Origin of the sequence: Acidobacterium capsulatum ATCC 51196 (assembly GCF_000022565.1) — a bacterium.
GTDB classification, from domain to species: domain Bacteria; phylum Acidobacteriota; class Terriglobia; order Terriglobales; family Acidobacteriaceae; genus Acidobacterium; species Acidobacterium capsulatum.
The window spans coordinates 2,216,631-2,234,036 of record NC_012483.1 but is presented as its reverse complement, the minus strand read 5'-3'; the positions used below and the strand labels follow the sequence as shown (position 1 = coordinate 2,234,036).

The window sequence follows — 17,406 nt, the reverse complement described above, 5'->3', positions numbered from 1 at the left end:
GCCATGGCAACCACACCTCCCTACGACCCGAAATCGGCTTATCGCCAGGCTCGTGCCCAGGCCAAGGCGCAGCGTGCTTACTGGCGCTACCAGACACGCGGATGCAGTTCCTCCATCGTGCGCCCGTTGGTGCTGGTTGGCGTGGGTGTCATCGCTCTGCTGATCGAGACGGGCAAGCTGCCCGCCGACATGTTCTGGAACTGGTGGGGACATTGGTGGCCGGTGCTGCTGATTGCCATCGGCGTGTTGCTGCTGATCGAGTATTTCGTGGATCGCAACAACCCCTGCGCAGGCAGTCGCGGACTGGGCGGCGTTGTGGGCCTGGTTGTTCTGCTGGCCCTGATCGGATGGGGATCGAATGGCTTCAATCACTGGGGCTGGCAACAGGGCAACTGGAATAACTTCTGGGGCTCTCTCGGGCCGGAATACAGCAACGATCTGCAGCTCTCGCATCCGCTGACAGTGGGCGCCGGTATGACGCCTGTCGTGAATATCGAGAACCCCAACGGAGATGTCATCGTGACGGCATCTACCGATGGGCAGATACATCTGTCCGGCCATCAGGTCGCCCATATCGGATCGCAAGCCAGCGCCAATCAGCTCTTTGCAGATACCAAGCCTCAGATCGAGCCCACCGCTACGGGTGCGAATATCGTGGTTCCTTCGCGCGACAACCTCAGCGATGACCTCACGGTCGAGCTGCCACCGCAATCCTCAGCCATTATTCGCGGCGACCATGGCGACGTGACCGTGGAGGGTCTCAAGTCCAATGCCGACATCACTGCGAATCACGGCGACGTCCGGGTGCAGGATATCGGCTCGGATGTGCATGTGCAGATGCAGCATGGAGACTTCTCTGCGCAGAATGTGCAGGGCAGCGTCAGTATGAGCGGTCGAGGCGGAGATGTGACCCTTTCGAAGGTGCAAGGGGGAGCGAGTATCAACGGCGAGTTCTTTGGCGACACCCATCTGGAGCAGATTGGTGGCCAGGTGCAGTTCCGCTCCAGCCGCACCCAGATTACCGTGCCTCACCTGCTCGGCTCACTGACGCTCGATTCCGGTGACCTCGGCATTCAGCAGGCGAGCGGTCCCATTACCATCGCCGCGCATGCCAAGGACATGGACCTGACGGGCATCACCGGAGGCCTGAATATTCAGGATAACGATGGCGACATCAGCGTAACCACGGGGCTGCCGCTGGGCGATATCCGGATTGCAAACCACACCGGAGATGTGACGCTCACCGTGCCATCGAACGCAAATTTCAACTTCAGCGGAACCACCAGCCAGGACGAAAGTCTGCACACCAACTTCTCCTTGCCTGTCGTTACGCAGAACGGCCAGCAGACGGCCCAGGGCAAGGTAGGAAGCGGAGGCGCCACCGTCGATATCTCGACCACGCACGGCAGCCTGGAGTTGAATAAGGGGGATGCGGCGGTGCCGATGGCCCCTGGAGCGGCCAGCCACAGCAAGGCTCCCCACTTCAAGAGTAAGGGACACGTTCAAAGCACGCTGGAATAGGCTGGCCCGGCGTCGTCGAGCCTTAGACGCGAGCCGCTACGGTCTCTTCAATCGCGCGCAGCATCTCGTCCAGAGTCATTTCGGTCGAGTCAATCACGATCGCATCGGGAGCGGGGCGCAGCGGGGATTCCGCCCGGTTGCGGTCCCGCTCGTCGCGTTTGCGTAACTCCTCATGCAGGGCCGCATGAGTGGCCGCCTGCGGCGTCTCAAGATAGCGCCGGTGGCTTCGCGCCTCCGGCGATGCATCCAGAAAAAACTTGAGATCCGCGTCCGGAAAAACCACGGTTCCAATGTCGCGGCCTTCCATCACCACGCCGCCGTGCTGCCCCATGGCGCGTTGCAGGCTGACCATCCAGTTGCGAATCGGCGGATGCACGCTCACGCGCGAAGCCGCCTGTGTGACCTCTTTGTCGCGCAGCGTAGCCGTGACATCCTGCCCGTCGAGCAGCACCCGGTTGCCGGCGGAGGTGGGCTCCAACTCGATAGCGGTGCTGCTGGCCAATGCGGTGAGTGCTTCGGCATCGTCAGGGTTCACGCCCTGCTCGATAGCCTTGCGAGCAAAGGCGCGGTACATCGCTCCGGTCTCGAGATTCAGCAGGCCAAAGCGCGTGGCCAGGTGTCTGGCCACGGTGCTTTTGCCGGCTCCAGCTGGGCCGTCGATCGCGATGATGAGTTTACGGGCAGTCATCGTGCAGCGGTCATCCTTATGTGGAAGTTATTCTTCAGGCCGGCGCTGCGGCTTGCCAAAGCCGTTGCCGGGACCGCGATTCGGCCCCTTGCCGAAGCTCTTTCCCGGCCCTTTGCCAAAGCCCTTATTGGGTCCCTTGCCAAAGCCGCCCGGTTTGCCGGGGCCTTTGCCGAAAGACTTTCCAAAAGACTTGCCCGGTCCTTTTTGAGGACCCTTGCCAAAGCTCTTGCCGCCTTCGCGCTTCGGGAATCCCGGTTTGCGATCACCAAAGGACTTGCGTCCCTCTGAGCGATTGCCATATGGCCGTTGCTCACGCTCACCGTCCCCCTCGCGCGGCGCGAACGGCTTGCGATCCCCAAAGGGCTTGCGGCCCTGGGGGCGGTTGCCATAGGGCCTTTGCTCGCGCTCGCCTCCGCCTTCACGGGGCGAGAAAGGCTTACGATCCCCAAACTCGCGCCGAGGTCCACCAAACGACTTGCGGGCCGGCCGGTCGCTGTCTCCGCGGGGCGGGCGCGAGTCTTCCCGGCCTTCGCGCGCGCGGTCTCCGAAAGGCTTGCGCTTCTCAAAGGGCTTCCCGAAGGGCTTCTTGCCAAAGGAACGGCGGTCGCCTTCTTCGCGATTGCGGAAGCTGGGACGCGGGCGATCTCCGTCCCGCCGGCCGCCTTCTTCGCGCCGCCGGAAGTCCGGGCGTCCCGGTTCGCTGCCCTCGCGGCTGCGGCGGTTGTCGGCGAAGGCACCGCCTTCCTCCTGCGGCTTGCGGAACGGCGGACGGAATCCTCCAGCGGGCCGATCGGAGCGATCGCGCTGTCCAAAAGGCTTTCTCTCTCCGCTATAAGGTGTGCGCTCGCGACGATTGTCGCCAAAGGCGCCACCATCTCTGCGGGGACGATCCTCGCGCCGGTCGGAACCAAAACCTTCCCGCTTGCGGTCATCCCGGCCAAAGCCTGCGCGGCCTCGATCGTCCCGCCGGAATCCCTCGCGGCTCCGGTTCTCAGAGGAGAATCCCCCGCGTTCCCGCGATCCGGCCGCTGGCCGCTCACCATAAGGCCGAGGGCGGCGATCTCCGCGCTGGAACCCGCCTTCACGGGCTGGGCGTTCCGGGCGGCTATCGCGAGGCGTGTACTTGCGGATGCGATCGGTGCCTGGTCCTGGCTCCGAGGAGAACGCAGTTCCCTCGGGCATCTCCGTGCCCGCTTCCGTTGCCGGTTCCACGGTCGCTGGCGGCAGCACTTCCGGAAACTCCGGCAGCTCTCCGGCGACGTGGTAAAGCGTATTCGGTCCCAAAGCCACCGTCTCTAGCTGGCGCGTGGTCAGCAGTGCATGCAGCGCCTCGCGCACCTTGGAGCGGGAAGCCAGCGGCGACAGAAAGATGGAGACTTCATCCTCGCTGGCGGCAATCACCGAGCGCAGATAGCCGGCAAGAAAGAGCGAGAGCGCGGTGCCCTGCGCGGTCGTGGAGCCTTTGGCCGACTCCTTAGGGTAAGCAGACTTGACCAGTGCCCATTCGGTGCGGTTCTCGAGGTAGCGCGGCACCACACGCAATGTGCCCCACAGTTCCACCAGAGCGCGGCGTACAGCGGCTTCGGTCACTTCGCGGCCCACGCCCGAGCGAATTTCCTCTACCGTAAGCGCGCCCTGCTCGTCGAGCAGCTTCCAGATGTTGATATGCAGCGGCGACGTGCGTCCGGCTGGTGCAGTCTTCCAGGTACGGTCGGCGCGCAGTGAAAGCAGCCAGGGCAGCTCTTCGCGCGAGATCAGAAAGTCCGGCTCTTCGCTGAGCGCACCAAAAAGATTTAACGGAACCACATCGCCGGTGGTAAAAAGGCGGCGGGCAAGATCGAGTGCGTCTTCAATCGCAGAGCGGCTCGGGGTGTGTTCCAGTTTGCCCAGGCATGCCTCTACAAAAGACGGGGCAGGGGCGGGAAGTTGTTGCTTCCGGGGAAGAAAGAGCTGAAAGCCGTGAGTCTCTACCCAGGCCGTCGCGTCTTCATGCGTAAGAATAGGATCGGCGTTGTGGCGCCACAGAGTGGCGCGCGCCTCGAGAAGCTGCTGCGATGTCAAAGAATGTCCTTTAGGGAAGCAACAGGCCCGCGGCGTTTATCGCCCGGCCAAAACACGAGGTTCTTCGGAACTAGATCCGTTCAAACGCCCGCTGAATGTCCTTCCATGAATATCGTAAAGCAATCGGGCGTCCATGGGGGCAACTCGTGGGGTGCGCCGTGCGCGCCAGCTCGGCCAGCAGCCATTCCATGCGCTGGGGATCGAGCGGTGTATTGATTTTGATGGCCGAGTGGCAGGCAATGGAGGCGGCGATCCGTGTCCGCACCGTTTCCAGATTTTCTGACTGCGTGCCCGTGCCGGTCTGCTCCAGCACCTCCACCAGCATCCGCTCCAGCCGCGCGCCCTCCAGCCCTACTGGAGATGCTTTAATCGCAATGGTATGCGGGCCAAAGGGTTCCGCTTCAAAGCCATTGCGTTCCAGCTCCTGGGCAATCTCGGCGAAGCGCACCATCTGGTGTGGCAGCAGATCGAGCAGCAAAGGCATCAGCAGGCGTTGGCGGTGCACGCGCTCCACCTCACGCTCCCGCAGAATCTTCTCAAACAGCACGCGCTCGTGGGCCACATGCTGGTCAATAATCCAGAAGCCCTCATCGTTCACCGCCAGTATGAAGGACTCCCGAAGCTGCCCAAGCGGCTTCAGGGAGGCTAGCGACGCCAGCGTCCCAGCTTCTCCTCCCGGTGGCGGAATCTCTTCCGGCCCGGCATCATGGCCGCAGTTTCCTCCTGGCACGCGCGCGGCCGCTCCGGCCACGGCAGGATATGCCGGCGGCGCTGGCGCAGACCCCGCCGCGCCCTGAACCTGCGGCACAGTCATTTCCGCCCTCGCGAAGGGCAGTGGCTGCTCCACAGAAGGTAGCACGGGCTCCGTCAGAGCAAAAGCGGCCACTTCGCCGGCGGCTTCAGAGCCTGCCGGAATCACTTCGGAGTCCTGCACCGGAGTCGCTGTCGGCAATACCGACGAAACCGGCTCCGAAGCGGAGAGTGCAGCCAGAAAATCGGCGGCCGGACGTGCCTTCATCAGTGCGTTACGTATGCTGTCCCGTAGAAAATCGTGCAGCACCGAAGACTGCCGGAAACGCACCTCTGTCTTTGCCGGATGCACATTCACATCCACTTCGTGAGGCGGCATCTCCAGAAACAGCAGGGCTACGGGAAACGAAGTCGGCGGAATGATATTCCGGTATCCCTCGGTAATGGCATGCAGAATCAGCCGGTCGCGCACAAGCCGCCGGTTGATGAAGATATAGATCGAGTTGCGGTTGAGCTTCTGCAGGGCCGGTTTTGAGATAAAGCCCTTCACGCGCAAAAAGCCAGGATCAGGTGGTTCGTAATCCTGGTCGCGGCGCCACGGCGGAGGCTCCGGCAGCCCGGCGCGGTCAAACGGCCGCTCGGCAGCCATGGGAATCAATTGATTCAGCGTCTCCGCCCCGAAAATCTGAAAGACGCGTTCTGAGGGCTCATTTACCGGCGGCGCATTGAGCAGTGCATGCGTGGCCGAGTGCAGCTCAAAATGCTTGTCAGGATGCGCGAGCGCATAATGCGTCACCAGCGCGGAGACATGCGAAAGCTCCGTGCTCTCGGCCTTGAGAAATTTACGGCGCGCAGGCGTGTTGTAAAAGAGGTCCCGGATCGTGAAGCTGGTGCCCGGCGGCGCGCCCGCATCCTCGACGCGCAGCATCTTGCCGCCCGCAATCTCAATGCACGTGCCGGTTTCTTCGCCCTGCGCGCGCGTGATCATCTCGAGCCGCGAGATGGAGGCAATCGAGGGTAGCGCTTCGCCACGAAAGCCCAGCGTGGCAATGGTGAGCAGATCGTCGCTGCTGCGAATCTTTGACGTCGCGTGCCGCTCAAAGGCCAGCATGGCGTCATCGCGCATCATGCCGATGCCGTTGTCGGTTACCCGGATCAGCTTGCGGCCTCCGGCTTCCACTTCGACGCGAATGCGCGTGGCTTCCGCATCGATCGCGTTTTCGAGCAGTTCCTTGACGACAGAGGCAGGGCGATCCACCACTTCGCCAGCGGCAATCTGATTCGCCACCTGATCGGACAAAACGCGGATGCGGCCCATGAAAGAAGCTTACAAGACGCAAAATCCCCCGCTTTGCGTACACCTGTGCAAAGCGGGGGACGAAATAAGCGGGTTAAGCCTTCGCCGTTTCCGGCTTCTGTTCGGCGGTCTTGGCTGCGTCCGTAACTTCGGGAGCACGGTCGCCAATAATGTGCAGACGCAGAAAGTTGGTCGAGCCGCTGCGGGTGCGGGTGCCGGCCACAATGCCAAGAATGTCCTGCTTCTTGGCATAGCCGCCCTCCTGCATGAGGCGTTCGGCGGTGTCCACCATATCTTCAGTGGTGTAGGCCTTCTCGCAGAGGATCGGCTTTACGCCCCAGAGCATGGCCATGCGGTTGATCACCTCCGGCACGCTCGAAAGCGCATAAATCGGGGGTTTCGGCCGGTACTTCGAGAGCTGGCGTGCCGTCGTTCCGGTCTCGGTGAAGACGGCAATGGCGGCCACATCGAGATCCTCGCACGCGTGCGCCATCGATTCGCAGATTGTCTCTGGAATCGAAAGCCGCTGATGCGGAGGCCGGGCTTCCTGCGCGCTGTGCTCCAGGTTGCTCTCGGTCTCGGACGCAATCCGAGCCATCATGTGTACGGCCTCAATCGGGTACTTGCCGGCGGCCGTCTCAGCCGAGAGCATCACCGCATCGGTGCCGTCATAGACGGCATTGGCGACGTCGCTCGCCTCGGCGCGCGTGGGGCGCGGATTCTCAATCATCGACTCCAGCATTTGCGTTGCCGTGATCACCGGCTTGCGCCAGGCGCGCGCGCGGCGAATCATGTGCTTCTGGATGGCCGGAACTTTCTCGGGTGGAACTTCCACGCCAAGGTCGCCGCGAGCCACCATGATGCCATCAGCCGCTTCCAGAATCTCTTCCAGATTGTCGATCGCCTGCGGTTTTTCAAGCTTTGCAATCACCCATGTGCTTGAGCCCAGAGCCGCAATGCGATCCTTCACCAGCTTTACGTCTTCGGCCGTGCGGACAAACGAGAGCGCAATGGCATCTACATTGTTCTGAACGGCAAAGACCAGATCAATATCGTCCTTCTCCGTGAGCGAAGGCACCTTGACCGGAATGCCGGGCAGATTAATGCCCTTGTGCTCACCGAGCGTGCCGCCGTTCATCACGGTGCATTCGACGTCTTCTCCCTGAATGCTCTTCACGCGCAGCTCGATCAAGCCGTCCGAGAGCAGGATGCGATCTCCCTCCGTCAGATTTTCGGCCAGCGTCGGGAAGGTGGTGGCGATCACTGTGGCGGTGCCGGCAATATCCTTCGGAGTAATCGTCAGAGTCTGCCCGGCCTTCAACTGCACCGGTATGCGGTCCTGCAGTCTTCCGGTGCGAATCTTCGGACCCTGCAGGTCGGCAAGAATGCAGATGGTCTTCTTCTCTTCGGCGGCGACGGTGCGAACCATCTCGATCAGCTTCAGCTTCTCAGGATGCGTACCGTGAGAAAAATTTAACCGGGCCACATCGAGTCCGGCACGAACCAGTTCGCGGAAAACATCAGCGTGCGAAGAAGCGGGTCCCAGCGTGCCTACAATCTTGGCGCGGCGCGGCTCGTGAGCCGGCTCATTGCCGGCATACGTGAAATTCATCCATCCCCCAAACTTATGCGGAAACCTTTGCGGCATCCGCGACCTATTTTAGCGGAAGTTGTGCCGGGGAATAGTCAACGGCGCGCAGACGCCCGGATTTTCACAGGTTCTGGCCAGCAAACGCGCTCAGCGAAAGCGCGGCAGGTCCTCTCCCGGTTCCTGGAAGCAGTTCTCGCCGCTCTCGGCTCCGCCGCCCACAACTTCCCGGCCAGAGTGTGTTGCTGCGTCCGGCATCGTATCCAGTTCCGGCGGTTCGTCCCCGCAAACTCCATACACCTCGGCATTAAACTCCGCACCGAAAAGTATGCTCAGCGACACGATATACAGCCACACCATCGTGGCCATGCCCGCCCCCAGCGACCCATAGACGACCTGGTAATGCGAGAAGCGCGTTACATACCAGCCAAAGAGCAGCGTGGAAACAAACCATGTCACCGTCGCCATCATGGCTCCCGGCAATGCGTGCTTCCAGTGGCGGCGGCGCGGCACGCCAAAGTGGTAAATCATTGCGAGCATCACCACGCTGGTCACCACGGCGATGCCCCAGCGAATCACCCGCCAAAAGAGCAAAACGTAGAAACGCAGCTCATGCCCGGCAGAGTCGACGATCCAGTGCTCGATGAAGTGCCCGAATGTGATCAGTAGGGTGGCGAAAAACATCGGCACCAGAGTGCCCGCCACCAGCAGCACCGCGACCACGCGCTGCCACCAGAAGTTCCACGCGCTGCGGGGCAGGCGTTCGGCGCGGCGAAGCCCTTCCATCAGGGCCAGCATCAGGCCCATGGCCGCAAAAAACGAAATGCCAAAGGCGATCAGAACCAGGTGCGCCGAGCGGCCTTTGCCTGGCTGAAAATAGGCTTGCACCAGAAGCATGGTATCCGGCGGAAGAATCTGGCTGAAGCCATAACGCAGCTCACCCAGAAACGTGTCGCCCTCCGGCGCGAGCGCCAGAATGGTTGTGGCTGCGAGCAATGTAGGGAAAAGACTCAGAATCGCGGAATAGGCTGCGGCCTTGGAGTTTTGAAACGCGCTATGACGAAAGGCATTCCAGCCTGCCCGCTGCAGATGCAGTTGCAAGCGGTGCAGCGGGCGCTGGAATGGGAGACGTTTCGTCATCGCGGATCTATCGTGCCGGCTTCCATGCGGTCAGAAATGCTGTGACCGACTCCGGGCTCATGTGCCGCATGTTTTCAAACTCGCCGTTCTTCTGGCTGTAAATTACGCGGCCATGCGCATTCAACACCGCGAGGGCAGGCACGCCCTTGTGCAGGGGCACCCCATACTTCTTCGCCAGGTTTACGTTCTTGTCGAAGCGTCCGATATTCACATCCACCAGCACAAAGTTGCGGGCGAGCAGGGTCGCGTTGGGCGCTTGATGAAAGTAGTAGTCCAGCACCTTGCAGTCCGGGCACCAGTTGCCGCCAAAGTCCAGAATCACGCGCTTATGCTCGCGCCGCGCCACCATCAGTGCATGCTCAATCTCCGCCGGGGCGGCCGAGGGGGCAGGGTAAATCACCTTGTGCACTTCTGCGGAGTAGAGGCCGCTCATCTGGGCGCCAGCGGTGGGTGTCAGTGCGAGCGAGGCCATAAGGCCACCCATCATTGCAGCGAGCATGGTCTTGCGAATCCAGTTCATCTTCCCTCCGGTGGGGAAATCTCCCGAAAAATGCCGTGGCCTCCAGCATGCCACATCGTTCCCGGCTCCCGCACGGTCCTTTTCCAGCAGATGGTAGAAGCCGTCCTCAGGATGCAGGTGATTTGCAGCACGAGCACCTTTTGGCCCTCGCATTTAAGATACCCGCAGGTAAAGGCACACATGGCGCAACGATTGGTCGTGCCGGAGGCAATGGGTCCGGCAACCACGCTCCTCTTCAACGATTGGTATCCGGCCATGCGCAGTGAAGCTCTGCGCGGCAAAACGCTGGCAAAGCAGCAGATCATGGGCATCCCGCTGGTGCTCGGCCGGCGCGCCGACGGCAAGCTCTTTGCCATGCGCGATGCCTGCCCGCACCGCGGTATTCCGCTCTCGTGCGGCTGGTTTGACGGCAAGGATGTCACCTGCAAGTACCACGGATGGGGATTTGAACCAGTCACCGGACAATGCTCCGCCATCCCCTCGCTCACCGGGCACGACACCCTGGACTGCTCGCGCATCTTCGCAACCGCCTTTCCTTGTGAAGAGCGTGACGGCTATGCGTGGGTCTATTTTCCTGAGCCGGGTAGCGGCCGTGTCATGGACCGCACCTCTCTGCCGGCTGTGCCAGAGGTTCCCAAGTTCGGCGGCCGCTTCCGCTCTGCGCACCTGACTGCCGAACTGCCCTGCAATGTAGACCACGGCATCATCGGCCTCATGGACCCCGCGCACGGCCCTTTCGTGCATCAGTCTTGGTGGTGGCGCAGCCGCGCGAGCATACATGAGAAAGAGAAGCACTTCGAGCCGATCCCGCAGGGCTTTCGCATGGCCTCGCACAAGCCCTCAGGCAACAGCGCGCCCTATAAGCTGCTGGGAGTCTATGGCGAGCCCATCACCACCACCATCGATTTTGTGCTGCCCAATCGCCGCTATGAGACCATCCGGTGCGGAGAAAAGTGGTTTGCCAGCCTTACCACTGTCACGCCGACCGCGCCCAATGCCTGCCGCATCGATGTGGCCGCTGCGTGGAACATTTTCTATTCCGTGCCCTTCGTGAAAGCCATCGCCATGTTTTTTGGCAAGCGCTTTGTCGAGCAGGACCAGGTCACCATGATCCAGCAGGCCGAGGGGCTGCGCTATGATCCCACGTTGATGCTGATCGACGATGCAGACCGGCCCGCCAAATGGTACTTTGCGCTCAAACAGGCGCGCCTGGATTCAGCCCGGACCGGCGAGCCACCCCGGCATCCCATGGATGGCCCCGTAACGCTGCACTGGCGAAGCTGAAGCACGGGGCAGGAAGCTCAACGAGGCATCTCAAATCGCAACCGAATTCTCGTCGCTCCACAGGCATTCCGCGCAGATGTGCAGTTGCTGCCCCAACTCCATGAATTGCTTCATCCAGTCCGTTGTCTGCTTTTTGACTCGCGTCTGCTGCATGGTTTCGTTCCAGATATTCTGCGCGTGCCAGATGCGCGTCTCAAACGGGAAGAGCGCCAGCGTTCGCGCAAGCGTCAAGGCATTCTCCAGGTGTTCGGTGTTGCCCATGTTGCCGAGCACGGCCATCATGGCTTGCTTCATGCGCGTGCCGGCAAGATAGCTCAGTTCCTGGCGATCGAGTTCAATCTTGTCGGCCTCGGCCACTTCAAGCAAAGCCCGCACCTCCACGGCGTCGACTGGCTCGCTGTCAAGTGCGTGCCGCAGTCCGGCATTCACGGCAAAATTCGCGGCCAGCAGTAGCGCCTGCGGCTTGGGGAGCTGGCTCTGGCTCAGGAAGTGAAGCAGCGAAGCCTGCGTCTCATAAATCGCTGCGATGCTCGCCTCCACCTCGCTCAGCGTGGATGTAAGAATGAGCCCAAGAATGCGCCGCTGCTCATCCTGAAAAAGCGAAGTCAGGGAGTAGGTGTGCGCCGGCTGCAGCTCGCCGCCCGCACTCGCTTCGGCAAATTGCCGGTCCACGACCCGTATCACTTCTGCAATATCGGCTCTCGTCATCGCCGATTGCAAGGCATCGCACAGTGGTGCATAGGTCGGTTCAAGCGCCGTGTTCCATCGCTTTACGGCCGCGGTTAGATTGTGGTCGCCCAGGTGGAGCACCGCAAACACGACCATCTCCGACTCTTCGGTAATCTTTGAAGTCACAAACCCGCGCCCAATGATCAGCCGCGCCCGCCCTGAGCTGTACATCTCATAGGCTTCGCGGCGCACAAGGTAGCAGAAGATCGCGGCATCGTCCGGATAGCTCGTGAAGATGGAGCTGATGGCATAATGCGCCGCTACCTGTTCCAGGCCTACCTTCATCGGCAAAATATATTTGCGATAAACCTGCCCACCATCGGCTTCTTTGGGCAGATTGCTCTGCGCCGTGGTCAGCTTCTGAACGAACTCCTCTTCGAGCTCTGCAGCGCTTGGGCCAAAGAGTTCGGCGGCCAACTGCAGCACGCGGCTCGCATAGGCGATGATTTGTATCGTCTCGATGCCGCTGATCTCATCAAAGAACCATCCGCAGCTCGTATACATCAGCAGCGCGTGGCGCTCCAGTTCCATCAGCTTGAGCGCAGCCTGCCGCAGTTCTGGCGTGCGCGCCTGAGAGATGAACTCCGTAATAAAATCCGTAGCGGCGCTCGAGGTTTCTCCGGCAGCCTGATGGTTGCGATCAAGAATCACCCGGATGTAGCCGTTGCGTGCGCGGTCCAGGTCAAAGCCCATCGAGAGCGATGCCCGCTGCGCATAGGCCGCAACGCTGTCGCGCAGCCAGTCCAGTGCCTCGCGCAGAGGCGCGCGCCATTGCTGTGACCAACCTGGATGCGTGTTGCAGCCGCAATTTGAGCGCCACCGCTCCACGCCGTGCGCGCAACTCCATGAGGTGTTCTCTTCAATCATCGCCTCCCACTGCGGAGGAAATTTCTCCAGAAACTCTCCGTAGTTGGTGAGACGGGCCCCGCCGGTTTGTTCCACATGCTCCAGCATCCAGGCCAGAGCCATATCCCCATAGCGATGGTGGTGCCCATAGCTTTCGCCATCCGTCGCGACATGCACAAGCTGCGGGGCTTCGCTCTTCGCGTCAAAGGCGTCCATCAGCCTGTCGTAAAACACTTCACCTCTGTTGAGCAGTCCTTCAAAGGCAATGGCTCGCGAGCAGCTCCCGTTGTAGAAAAACGCTGCGATGGAGCGCCCGCTGGGCAGCTTCACGTCATAGGCTCGCGTCGTGGTTACGCTGTCGTGGGGTGTGTCTTTCCAGCCCGTGTCTGCGCTTGCGGGCTTCTCTCCACTGGGTATGGGGCGAACGCGCTTGCACTGGTTGGGAGCAAGAACCACAAATTTGAGTCCCTGCTCAGCCATCAGGTCGAGCGATTCGGTGTCCACGGCTGTTTCGGGCAGCCACATGCCTTCCGGTCGCCGTCCAAAGCGCGACTCAAAATCAGCAATGCCCCACAGGATCTGTGTGATCTTGTCGCGCCGGCTCGCCAGCGGCAAAATCATGTGATTGTAGGCCTGTGCCATGGCCGAGCCATGTCCGCTGAAGCGCTTCTGGCTCGCATGGTCTGCTTCCAGAATGGCGCGGTACACGCGCGGCGCATCTGACTGCAGCCATGACAGCAGTGTTGGGCCAAAGTTGAAGCTGATGCGGCTGTAGTTGTTCATGATCCGGATAATCTCGTTTTCCGGATTCACAATGCGCGCCGCCCCGTTTGGCGCGTAGCACTCGGCGGTGACGCGGTCGTTCCAGTCGTGATACGGCGCGGCCGAGGGCTGGGTCTCTACCGTTTCGAGCCACGGATTCTCCCGTGGCGGCTGGTAGAAATGGCCGTGAATACAGATATAACGGTCCGGCGACGACATCTTGAGACTTCTCCTTCGCGCAATCGAGTGGCTTGCTTCAGATTAGAAGACTGCGGCTGCGGAATCCCACTCCCCTCCGCCGGCTACTCGAACGGTGTGCTTGATTTTCCCGCGAGATCACAGGCTCGCCACAGGTACCAGGTAGCTACCGAGCGCCAGGGCCGCCATTTTTCCGCGCGGCGCGCCATCTTCTTCATATCGGCGAGCATGCTCGCATCAAAAGGCTTCGACTTCGGCAATCGGTCAAACGTCAGAGCAAACCCTTTGCGAATTCCATAGTCGGTCACAGGAAATACATCGGGCCGTCCAAGCCGGAAGATGAGCATCATCTCGGCTGTCCATTTGCCAATGCCGCGCACTGCGCTCAGTCGCGCCACAATTTCATCATCGGGCATGCGCCGGATGCGCTGCAGGCTCGGGACAGTCCCGTCCATCGTCTTCGCCGCCAGATCCCGCAGGGCGAGAACCTTGCTTTGCGAAACCCCCGCTGCCCGCAGTTGATCGTCCGGCGCGGCCAGCAGATGCTCGGGCGCGGGGTGATACTCGCCAAAGCTTTCCAGCAGCCGCTTCAGAATGGCTGCTGCCGCCTTGCCATGCAACTGCTGGTAAATGATGGACTCCAGCAAGGATTCAAACGGTGAATGCTGCGACTGAAGCCGCAATGTAAATGGCCCCGCGCACTCGATCAGTTTTCCCAGCTTGGGGTCTGCCTCGGCAAGCTCGCGGCAGGCAAGATCGGCATCGTATCGAACGGGGCGTAGTCCGGCGGTCATGACCGGAGTTTAGGCCTACCTGTGCCTGGAGCCAAGCACGAAGAAGAAAAACAGATTCTGGGGTTATTCTTGCGCAGAGGCCGCATCATACGAGCGTCCGCAAAACAGGAGCTGGCACCCAATGATCAACAAGGCAGATCGCGGATTTTTCCTCGCGGGCAAAGAGCACATGAGCGAGCAGCGTCTGGCCGTGTACGCTCCCTGGGACCAGCGGCTTTTGGGCACCGTGGCCATCGCCAGTCTGGATCAGGCCAAAGACGCAGCCCGCCTGGCTGCAGAATCCATGTCCGTGCTGCGCGCCATGCCAGCCTATCGGCGCAGCGAAATGCTACAAGCTGTGGCGCGGGCCATCGAGGCGGAAAAGGAGTCACTCGCCGCGGGCATCGTGGCTGAGGCGGGCAAGCCGCTCAAGGCCGCCCGCGTTGAGGTGGAGCGCGCTGTGCTCACCTTCCGCACTGCCGCCGAAGAAGCGCTGCGCCTCGAAGGCCAGGTGCTGCCGCTCGACTTTACGCCCGGCAGCGAAGGCCGCTGGAGCCTAGTGCGGCGCTTCCCGCGCGGCCCTGTACTGGCCATCACGCCCTTCAATTTTCCCCTGAATCTGGTAGCACATAAATTGGCTCCGGCAATTGCAGCGGGCTGCCCCGTGATTCTCAAGCCTGCTCCACAGACGCCCTTCACTGCGCTGCGGCTGGCGGAACTGATCTACGCCGCCGGAGAAGCCGCGGGTTTTCCCGCCGCCGCGCTCAGCGTGCTGCATCTTGAGAATGAATCCGTGCAGGCGCTGGTCGAGTCCGACGAGTCCCTGCGCCAGGTCAGCTTCACCGGCAGTGCGCGCGTGGGTTGGGAACTCAAGCGAAAGGCCGGCAAAAAGACTGTTCTGCTCGAACTGGGCGGCAACGCAGCCATGATCGTCTGCGCAGACTGGCCAGATATCGCTGGAGCCGCAAAGAAGGCCGTCCGCGCCTCCATGGGCTATGCCGGTCAAAGCTGCATCGCGGTGCAGCGCGTCTATGTGGATCGCTCACTCTTTCATCGCTTCATTGCTGCTGCGGTCGAGGAGGCGCAATCTCTGGTCTGTGGCGACCCGGACGAGGAGCGCACCGATGTCGGGCCACTCATTCGACCCAGCGACGCCGAGCGAGTCACTGCCTGGGTACAGGAGGCCGAGGATAGCGGCGCGACGCTGCTCGTTGGCGCCGGGCGCAAGGATTCTCTGGTGAGTCCTGTCATCCTGACCGGAACCAGGCCGGGCATGAAGGTGCTCGATGAGGAAGTTTTCGGCCCCGTGATGGTCATCGAGCGCTTTGATGGATTCGACGATGCACTGGCCCGTGTCAACAACTCGCGCTATGGCCTGCAGGCGGGCCTGTTCACGCGCGACGCGCAGCAGATATTCAAAGCCTACGCTGAGCTCGAAGTCGGCGCCCTCATCGTTGGCGATACCCCCACCTGGCGCATGGACCCCATGCCTTACGGTGGCGTCAAAGAGTCCGGTCTCGGTCGCGAAGGCATCCGCTATGCCATCGAAGAGATGACCGAGCCGCGCCTGCTTGTTATGGCGCTCTAGCGTCCCGGATGCGCGTTGCAGAATCTGCCTCTGGCGGGTTTTCGTCTCATCAACGCGCAGCGTCCGCCGGCCAGGGGAAGCCGCATCTACCGGTAGGATGAAATCCATGTCGAAGATCGAGAGTGACGCATCCACCCCGGAAGTGCCTCGGGCACTGCAGCAATTCAGCCAGGATGCGCGGGTGACAGTGCGCCGCAACGGCGCTCCGCTTCCTCAGGGCAAGTGCGTCGTCTACTGGATGCAGCGCGCGCAGCGGGCCCTCGACAATCCCGCGCTCGACATGGCCATTCGCATCGGCAACGAACTGGGCCTTCCCGTCGTGGCTTACTTTTCCGCAATCTCTAATTTCCCTCACGCGAATCTGCGTCATTACGTGTTTCTGAATCAGGGGCTGGCCGACATTGAAGAGGACATGGCCGAGCGCAACGTAACCTTCATCGTGCGCCGCCCTCCGGGCAATTCGTTGGAGCAGCTATTGGAAGAAGTGCAGGCCGCCATGCTCATCGGCGATGAAAACCCCTGCCGCGAACCAGAGCGCTGGCGTCAGGTGATCGCCAAACGCCTGAACATGCCTTACTGGACCATTGATGCCGATGTCGTCGTACCGTCGAATCTCTTTCCAAAGCACCAGTACATGGTGCATATCTTCCGCAAACGCTTTGAGCCTCTGCTGCCGCAGTATCTTGTTCCGCAGCCTGTCATCCAAGCCGAAAAATCCTGGCCGCATCCCAAAGGCTTCGAAGCCTTCGACGTCCGGCACGATGTCACTGAAGGCTGGAGCAAATTCGACCGCAGCGTGAAGCCGGTGGACTCCTTTCATGGAGGCACTCACGAAGCGCAGAGACTGCTCAAGGATTTCGTAACCAATAAATTGGCAAATTACCCCAAAGAGCGAAACCATCCCGAACTGGATGGCACCAGCCGCCTCTCGCCCTATCTGCATTTTGGCCACATCAGCCCGTTGACGATTGCCCTCGCCGTCGAGGATGCGCACAAGAACAAGCACGCATCGCGCGAGGCTTGCGACAGTTATCTCAATGAGCTGATTGCGTGGCGCGACATGGCGGTCAACTTCGTAAAGTTCGTGCCGGGTTACGATTCCTTTGAGGCCGCTCCCGAGTGGGCGCAAAAGACGCTGCGCGAGCACGCAAGAGATACCCGCGATCCCATTTATACGCTCGAAGAGCTGGAGCGCGCTGAAACATGCGACGAGCTGTGGAATGCCGCTCAGCGCCAGATGCTCCACGCCGGCTGGATGCACAACTACATGCGCATGTACTGGGCCAAGAAGATTCTTGAGTGGTCGCCTTCTCCGGTGCAGGCATGGGAAACCTGTGTCTATCTGAACGACCGCTACTTCCTTGATGGCCGCGATCCTAATGGATATGCGGGCATCGCCTGGGCCATCGGCGGCGTGCATGACCGCCCATGGTTTGAACGGGATATCTTCGGCACCATTCGCTATATGTCAGGCAATGCGGCGGCGAAGAAGTTTGACGCGACGCGCTATATCCGGCAGATGGAAGAGTTAGCCGAGTCCGCGCAGGCTGAGTAATCGCGGCACCGAAGTAATGTTTTCGCTCTTCTGAGTTCCTCTGATAATCAAGCCACCACATCCGTGGAAATCATCTTTGCTGTGCTCGCAATCTGGAAGAGCATGC

General features: G+C 61.0%; 12 protein-coding genes. 4 read left to right on the top strand and 8 right to left on the bottom strand.

Annotated features, from left to right (window positions below; all coding sequences use genetic code 11):
* The first annotated feature begins 3 nt into the window (after positions 1 to 3).
* The gene (locus tag ACP_RS09035; RefSeq protein ID WP_015897003.1) at positions 4 to 1,521 is read left to right on the top strand and encodes a DUF4097 family beta strand repeat-containing protein; all 1,518 of its coding nucleotides are present in this window, start codon (positions 4 to 6) and stop codon (positions 1,519 to 1,521) included.
* A 22-nt stretch (positions 1,522 to 1,543) separates the two neighbouring features.
* Here the strand turns inward: ACP_RS09035 and cmk are convergent, their stop codons facing one another.
* The 6 genes from cmk to ACP_RS09005 all read right to left on the bottom strand — a co-directional run bounded on the left by cmk (position 1,544) and on the right by ACP_RS09005 (position 9,565).
* The gene (gene cmk / locus ACP_RS09030) at positions 1,544 to 2,209 is read right to left on the bottom strand and encodes a (d)CMP kinase (RefSeq protein ID WP_015897002.1); all 666 of its coding nucleotides are present in this window, start codon (positions 2,207 to 2,209) and stop codon (positions 1,544 to 1,546) included.
* A 27-nt stretch (positions 2,210 to 2,236) separates the two neighbouring features.
* Positions 2,237 to 4,270 carry a hypothetical protein gene (locus ACP_RS17360; protein ID WP_015896999.1) on the bottom strand — a complete coding sequence of 678 codons (2,034 nt, stop codon included), beginning with the start codon at positions 4,268 to 4,270 and terminating at the stop codon, positions 2,237 to 2,239.
* Between the two features lie 70 nt (positions 4,271 to 4,340).
* Positions 4,341 to 6,338: a DNA mismatch repair endonuclease MutL gene (mutL, locus tag ACP_RS09020; RefSeq protein ID WP_015896998.1), complete on the bottom strand. Its 1,998-nt coding sequence runs from the start codon at positions 6,336 to 6,338 to the stop codon at positions 4,341 to 4,343.
* Positions 6,339 to 6,411: 73 nt separating this feature from the next.
* Positions 6,412 to 7,929 (bottom strand): pyruvate kinase, encoded by a 1,518-nt coding sequence (gene pyk / locus ACP_RS09015; protein ID WP_015896997.1) that lies wholly within the window; start codon positions 7,927 to 7,929, stop codon positions 6,412 to 6,414.
* Between the two features lie 126 nt (positions 7,930 to 8,055).
* The gene (locus tag ACP_RS09010; RefSeq protein WP_052294769.1) at positions 8,056 to 9,045 is read right to left on the bottom strand and encodes a YihY/virulence factor BrkB family protein; all 990 of its coding nucleotides are present in this window, start codon (positions 9,043 to 9,045) and stop codon (positions 8,056 to 8,058) included.
* Between the two features lie 7 nt (positions 9,046 to 9,052).
* Positions 9,053 to 9,565 (bottom strand): thioredoxin family protein, encoded by a 513-nt coding sequence (locus tag ACP_RS09005; RefSeq protein ID WP_148215103.1) that lies wholly within the window; start codon positions 9,563 to 9,565, stop codon positions 9,053 to 9,055.
* A gap of 180 nt (positions 9,566 to 9,745) precedes the next feature.
* Here ACP_RS09005 and ACP_RS09000 point away from each other — a divergent pair, with 180 nt between their 5' ends.
* On the top strand, positions 9,746 to 10,849 hold the full coding sequence (locus tag ACP_RS09000) for a Rieske 2Fe-2S domain-containing protein (RefSeq protein WP_015896994.1): 1,104 nt from the start codon (positions 9,746 to 9,748) through the stop codon (positions 10,847 to 10,849).
* Positions 10,850 to 10,879: 30 nt separating this feature from the next.
* Here ACP_RS09000 and ACP_RS08995 read toward each other — a convergent pair whose 3' ends face one another.
* Together ACP_RS08995 and ACP_RS08990 are read right to left on the bottom strand one after the other, a co-directional pair.
* A complete protein-coding gene (locus ACP_RS08995; RefSeq protein WP_015896993.1) occupies positions 10,880 to 13,405 on the bottom strand; it encodes a DUF3536 domain-containing protein in 2,526 nt (841 codons plus the stop codon).
* Positions 13,406 to 13,488: 83 nt separating this feature from the next.
* Complete coding sequence (locus tag ACP_RS08990) at positions 13,489 to 14,178, bottom strand: DNA-3-methyladenine glycosylase family protein (RefSeq protein ID WP_015896992.1); 690 nt, start codon at positions 14,176 to 14,178, stop codon at positions 13,489 to 13,491.
* A 121-nt stretch (positions 14,179 to 14,299) separates the two neighbouring features.
* On the opposite strand from ACP_RS08990, the gene ACP_RS08985 reads away from it, so the two are divergent.
* Positions 14,300 to 15,745, top strand: coding sequence for an aldehyde dehydrogenase family protein (locus tag ACP_RS08985; RefSeq protein ID WP_015896991.1), 1,446 nt, complete (start codon positions 14,300 to 14,302; stop codon positions 15,743 to 15,745).
* A gap of 106 nt (positions 15,746 to 15,851) precedes the next feature.
* Positions 15,852 to 17,300 carry a deoxyribodipyrimidine photo-lyase gene (locus tag ACP_RS08980; RefSeq protein WP_052294768.1) on the top strand — a complete coding sequence of 483 codons (1,449 nt, stop codon included), beginning with the start codon at positions 15,852 to 15,854 and terminating at the stop codon, positions 17,298 to 17,300.
* Positions 17,301 to 17,406 lie beyond the last annotated feature (106 nt).

Coding starts and splice junctions, on each gene's coding strand:
- ACP_RS09035 (WP_015897003.1), top strand. CDS start 4: ATGGCAACCACACCTCCCTACGACCCGAAATCGGCTTATCGCCAGGCT.
- cmk (WP_015897002.1), bottom strand. CDS start 2,209: ATGACTGCCCGTAAACTCATCATCGCGATCGACGGCCCAGCTGGAGCC.
- mutL (WP_015896998.1), bottom strand. CDS start 6,338: ATGGGCCGCATCCGCGTTTTGTCCGATCAGGTGGCGAATCAGATTGCC.
- pyk (WP_015896997.1), bottom strand. CDS start 7,929: ATGAATTTCACGTATGCCGGCAATGAGCCGGCTCACGAGCCGCGCCGC.
- ACP_RS09010 (WP_052294769.1), bottom strand. CDS start 9,045: ATGACGAAACGTCTCCCATTCCAGCGCCCGCTGCACCGCTTGCAACTG.
- ACP_RS09005 (WP_148215103.1), bottom strand. CDS start 9,565: ATGAACTGGATTCGCAAGACCATGCTCGCTGCAATGATGGGTGGCCTT.
- ACP_RS09000 (WP_015896994.1), top strand. CDS start 9,746: ATGGCGCAACGATTGGTCGTGCCGGAGGCAATGGGTCCGGCAACCACG.
- ACP_RS08995 (WP_015896993.1), bottom strand. CDS start 13,405: ATGTCGTCGCCGGACCGTTATATCTGTATTCACGGCCATTTCTACCAG.
- ACP_RS08990 (WP_015896992.1), bottom strand. CDS start 14,178: ATGACCGCCGGACTACGCCCCGTTCGATACGATGCCGATCTTGCCTGC.
- ACP_RS08985 (WP_015896991.1), top strand. CDS start 14,300: ATGATCAACAAGGCAGATCGCGGATTTTTCCTCGCGGGCAAAGAGCAC.
- ACP_RS08980 (WP_052294768.1), top strand. CDS start 15,852: ATGTCGAAGATCGAGAGTGACGCATCCACCCCGGAAGTGCCTCGGGCA.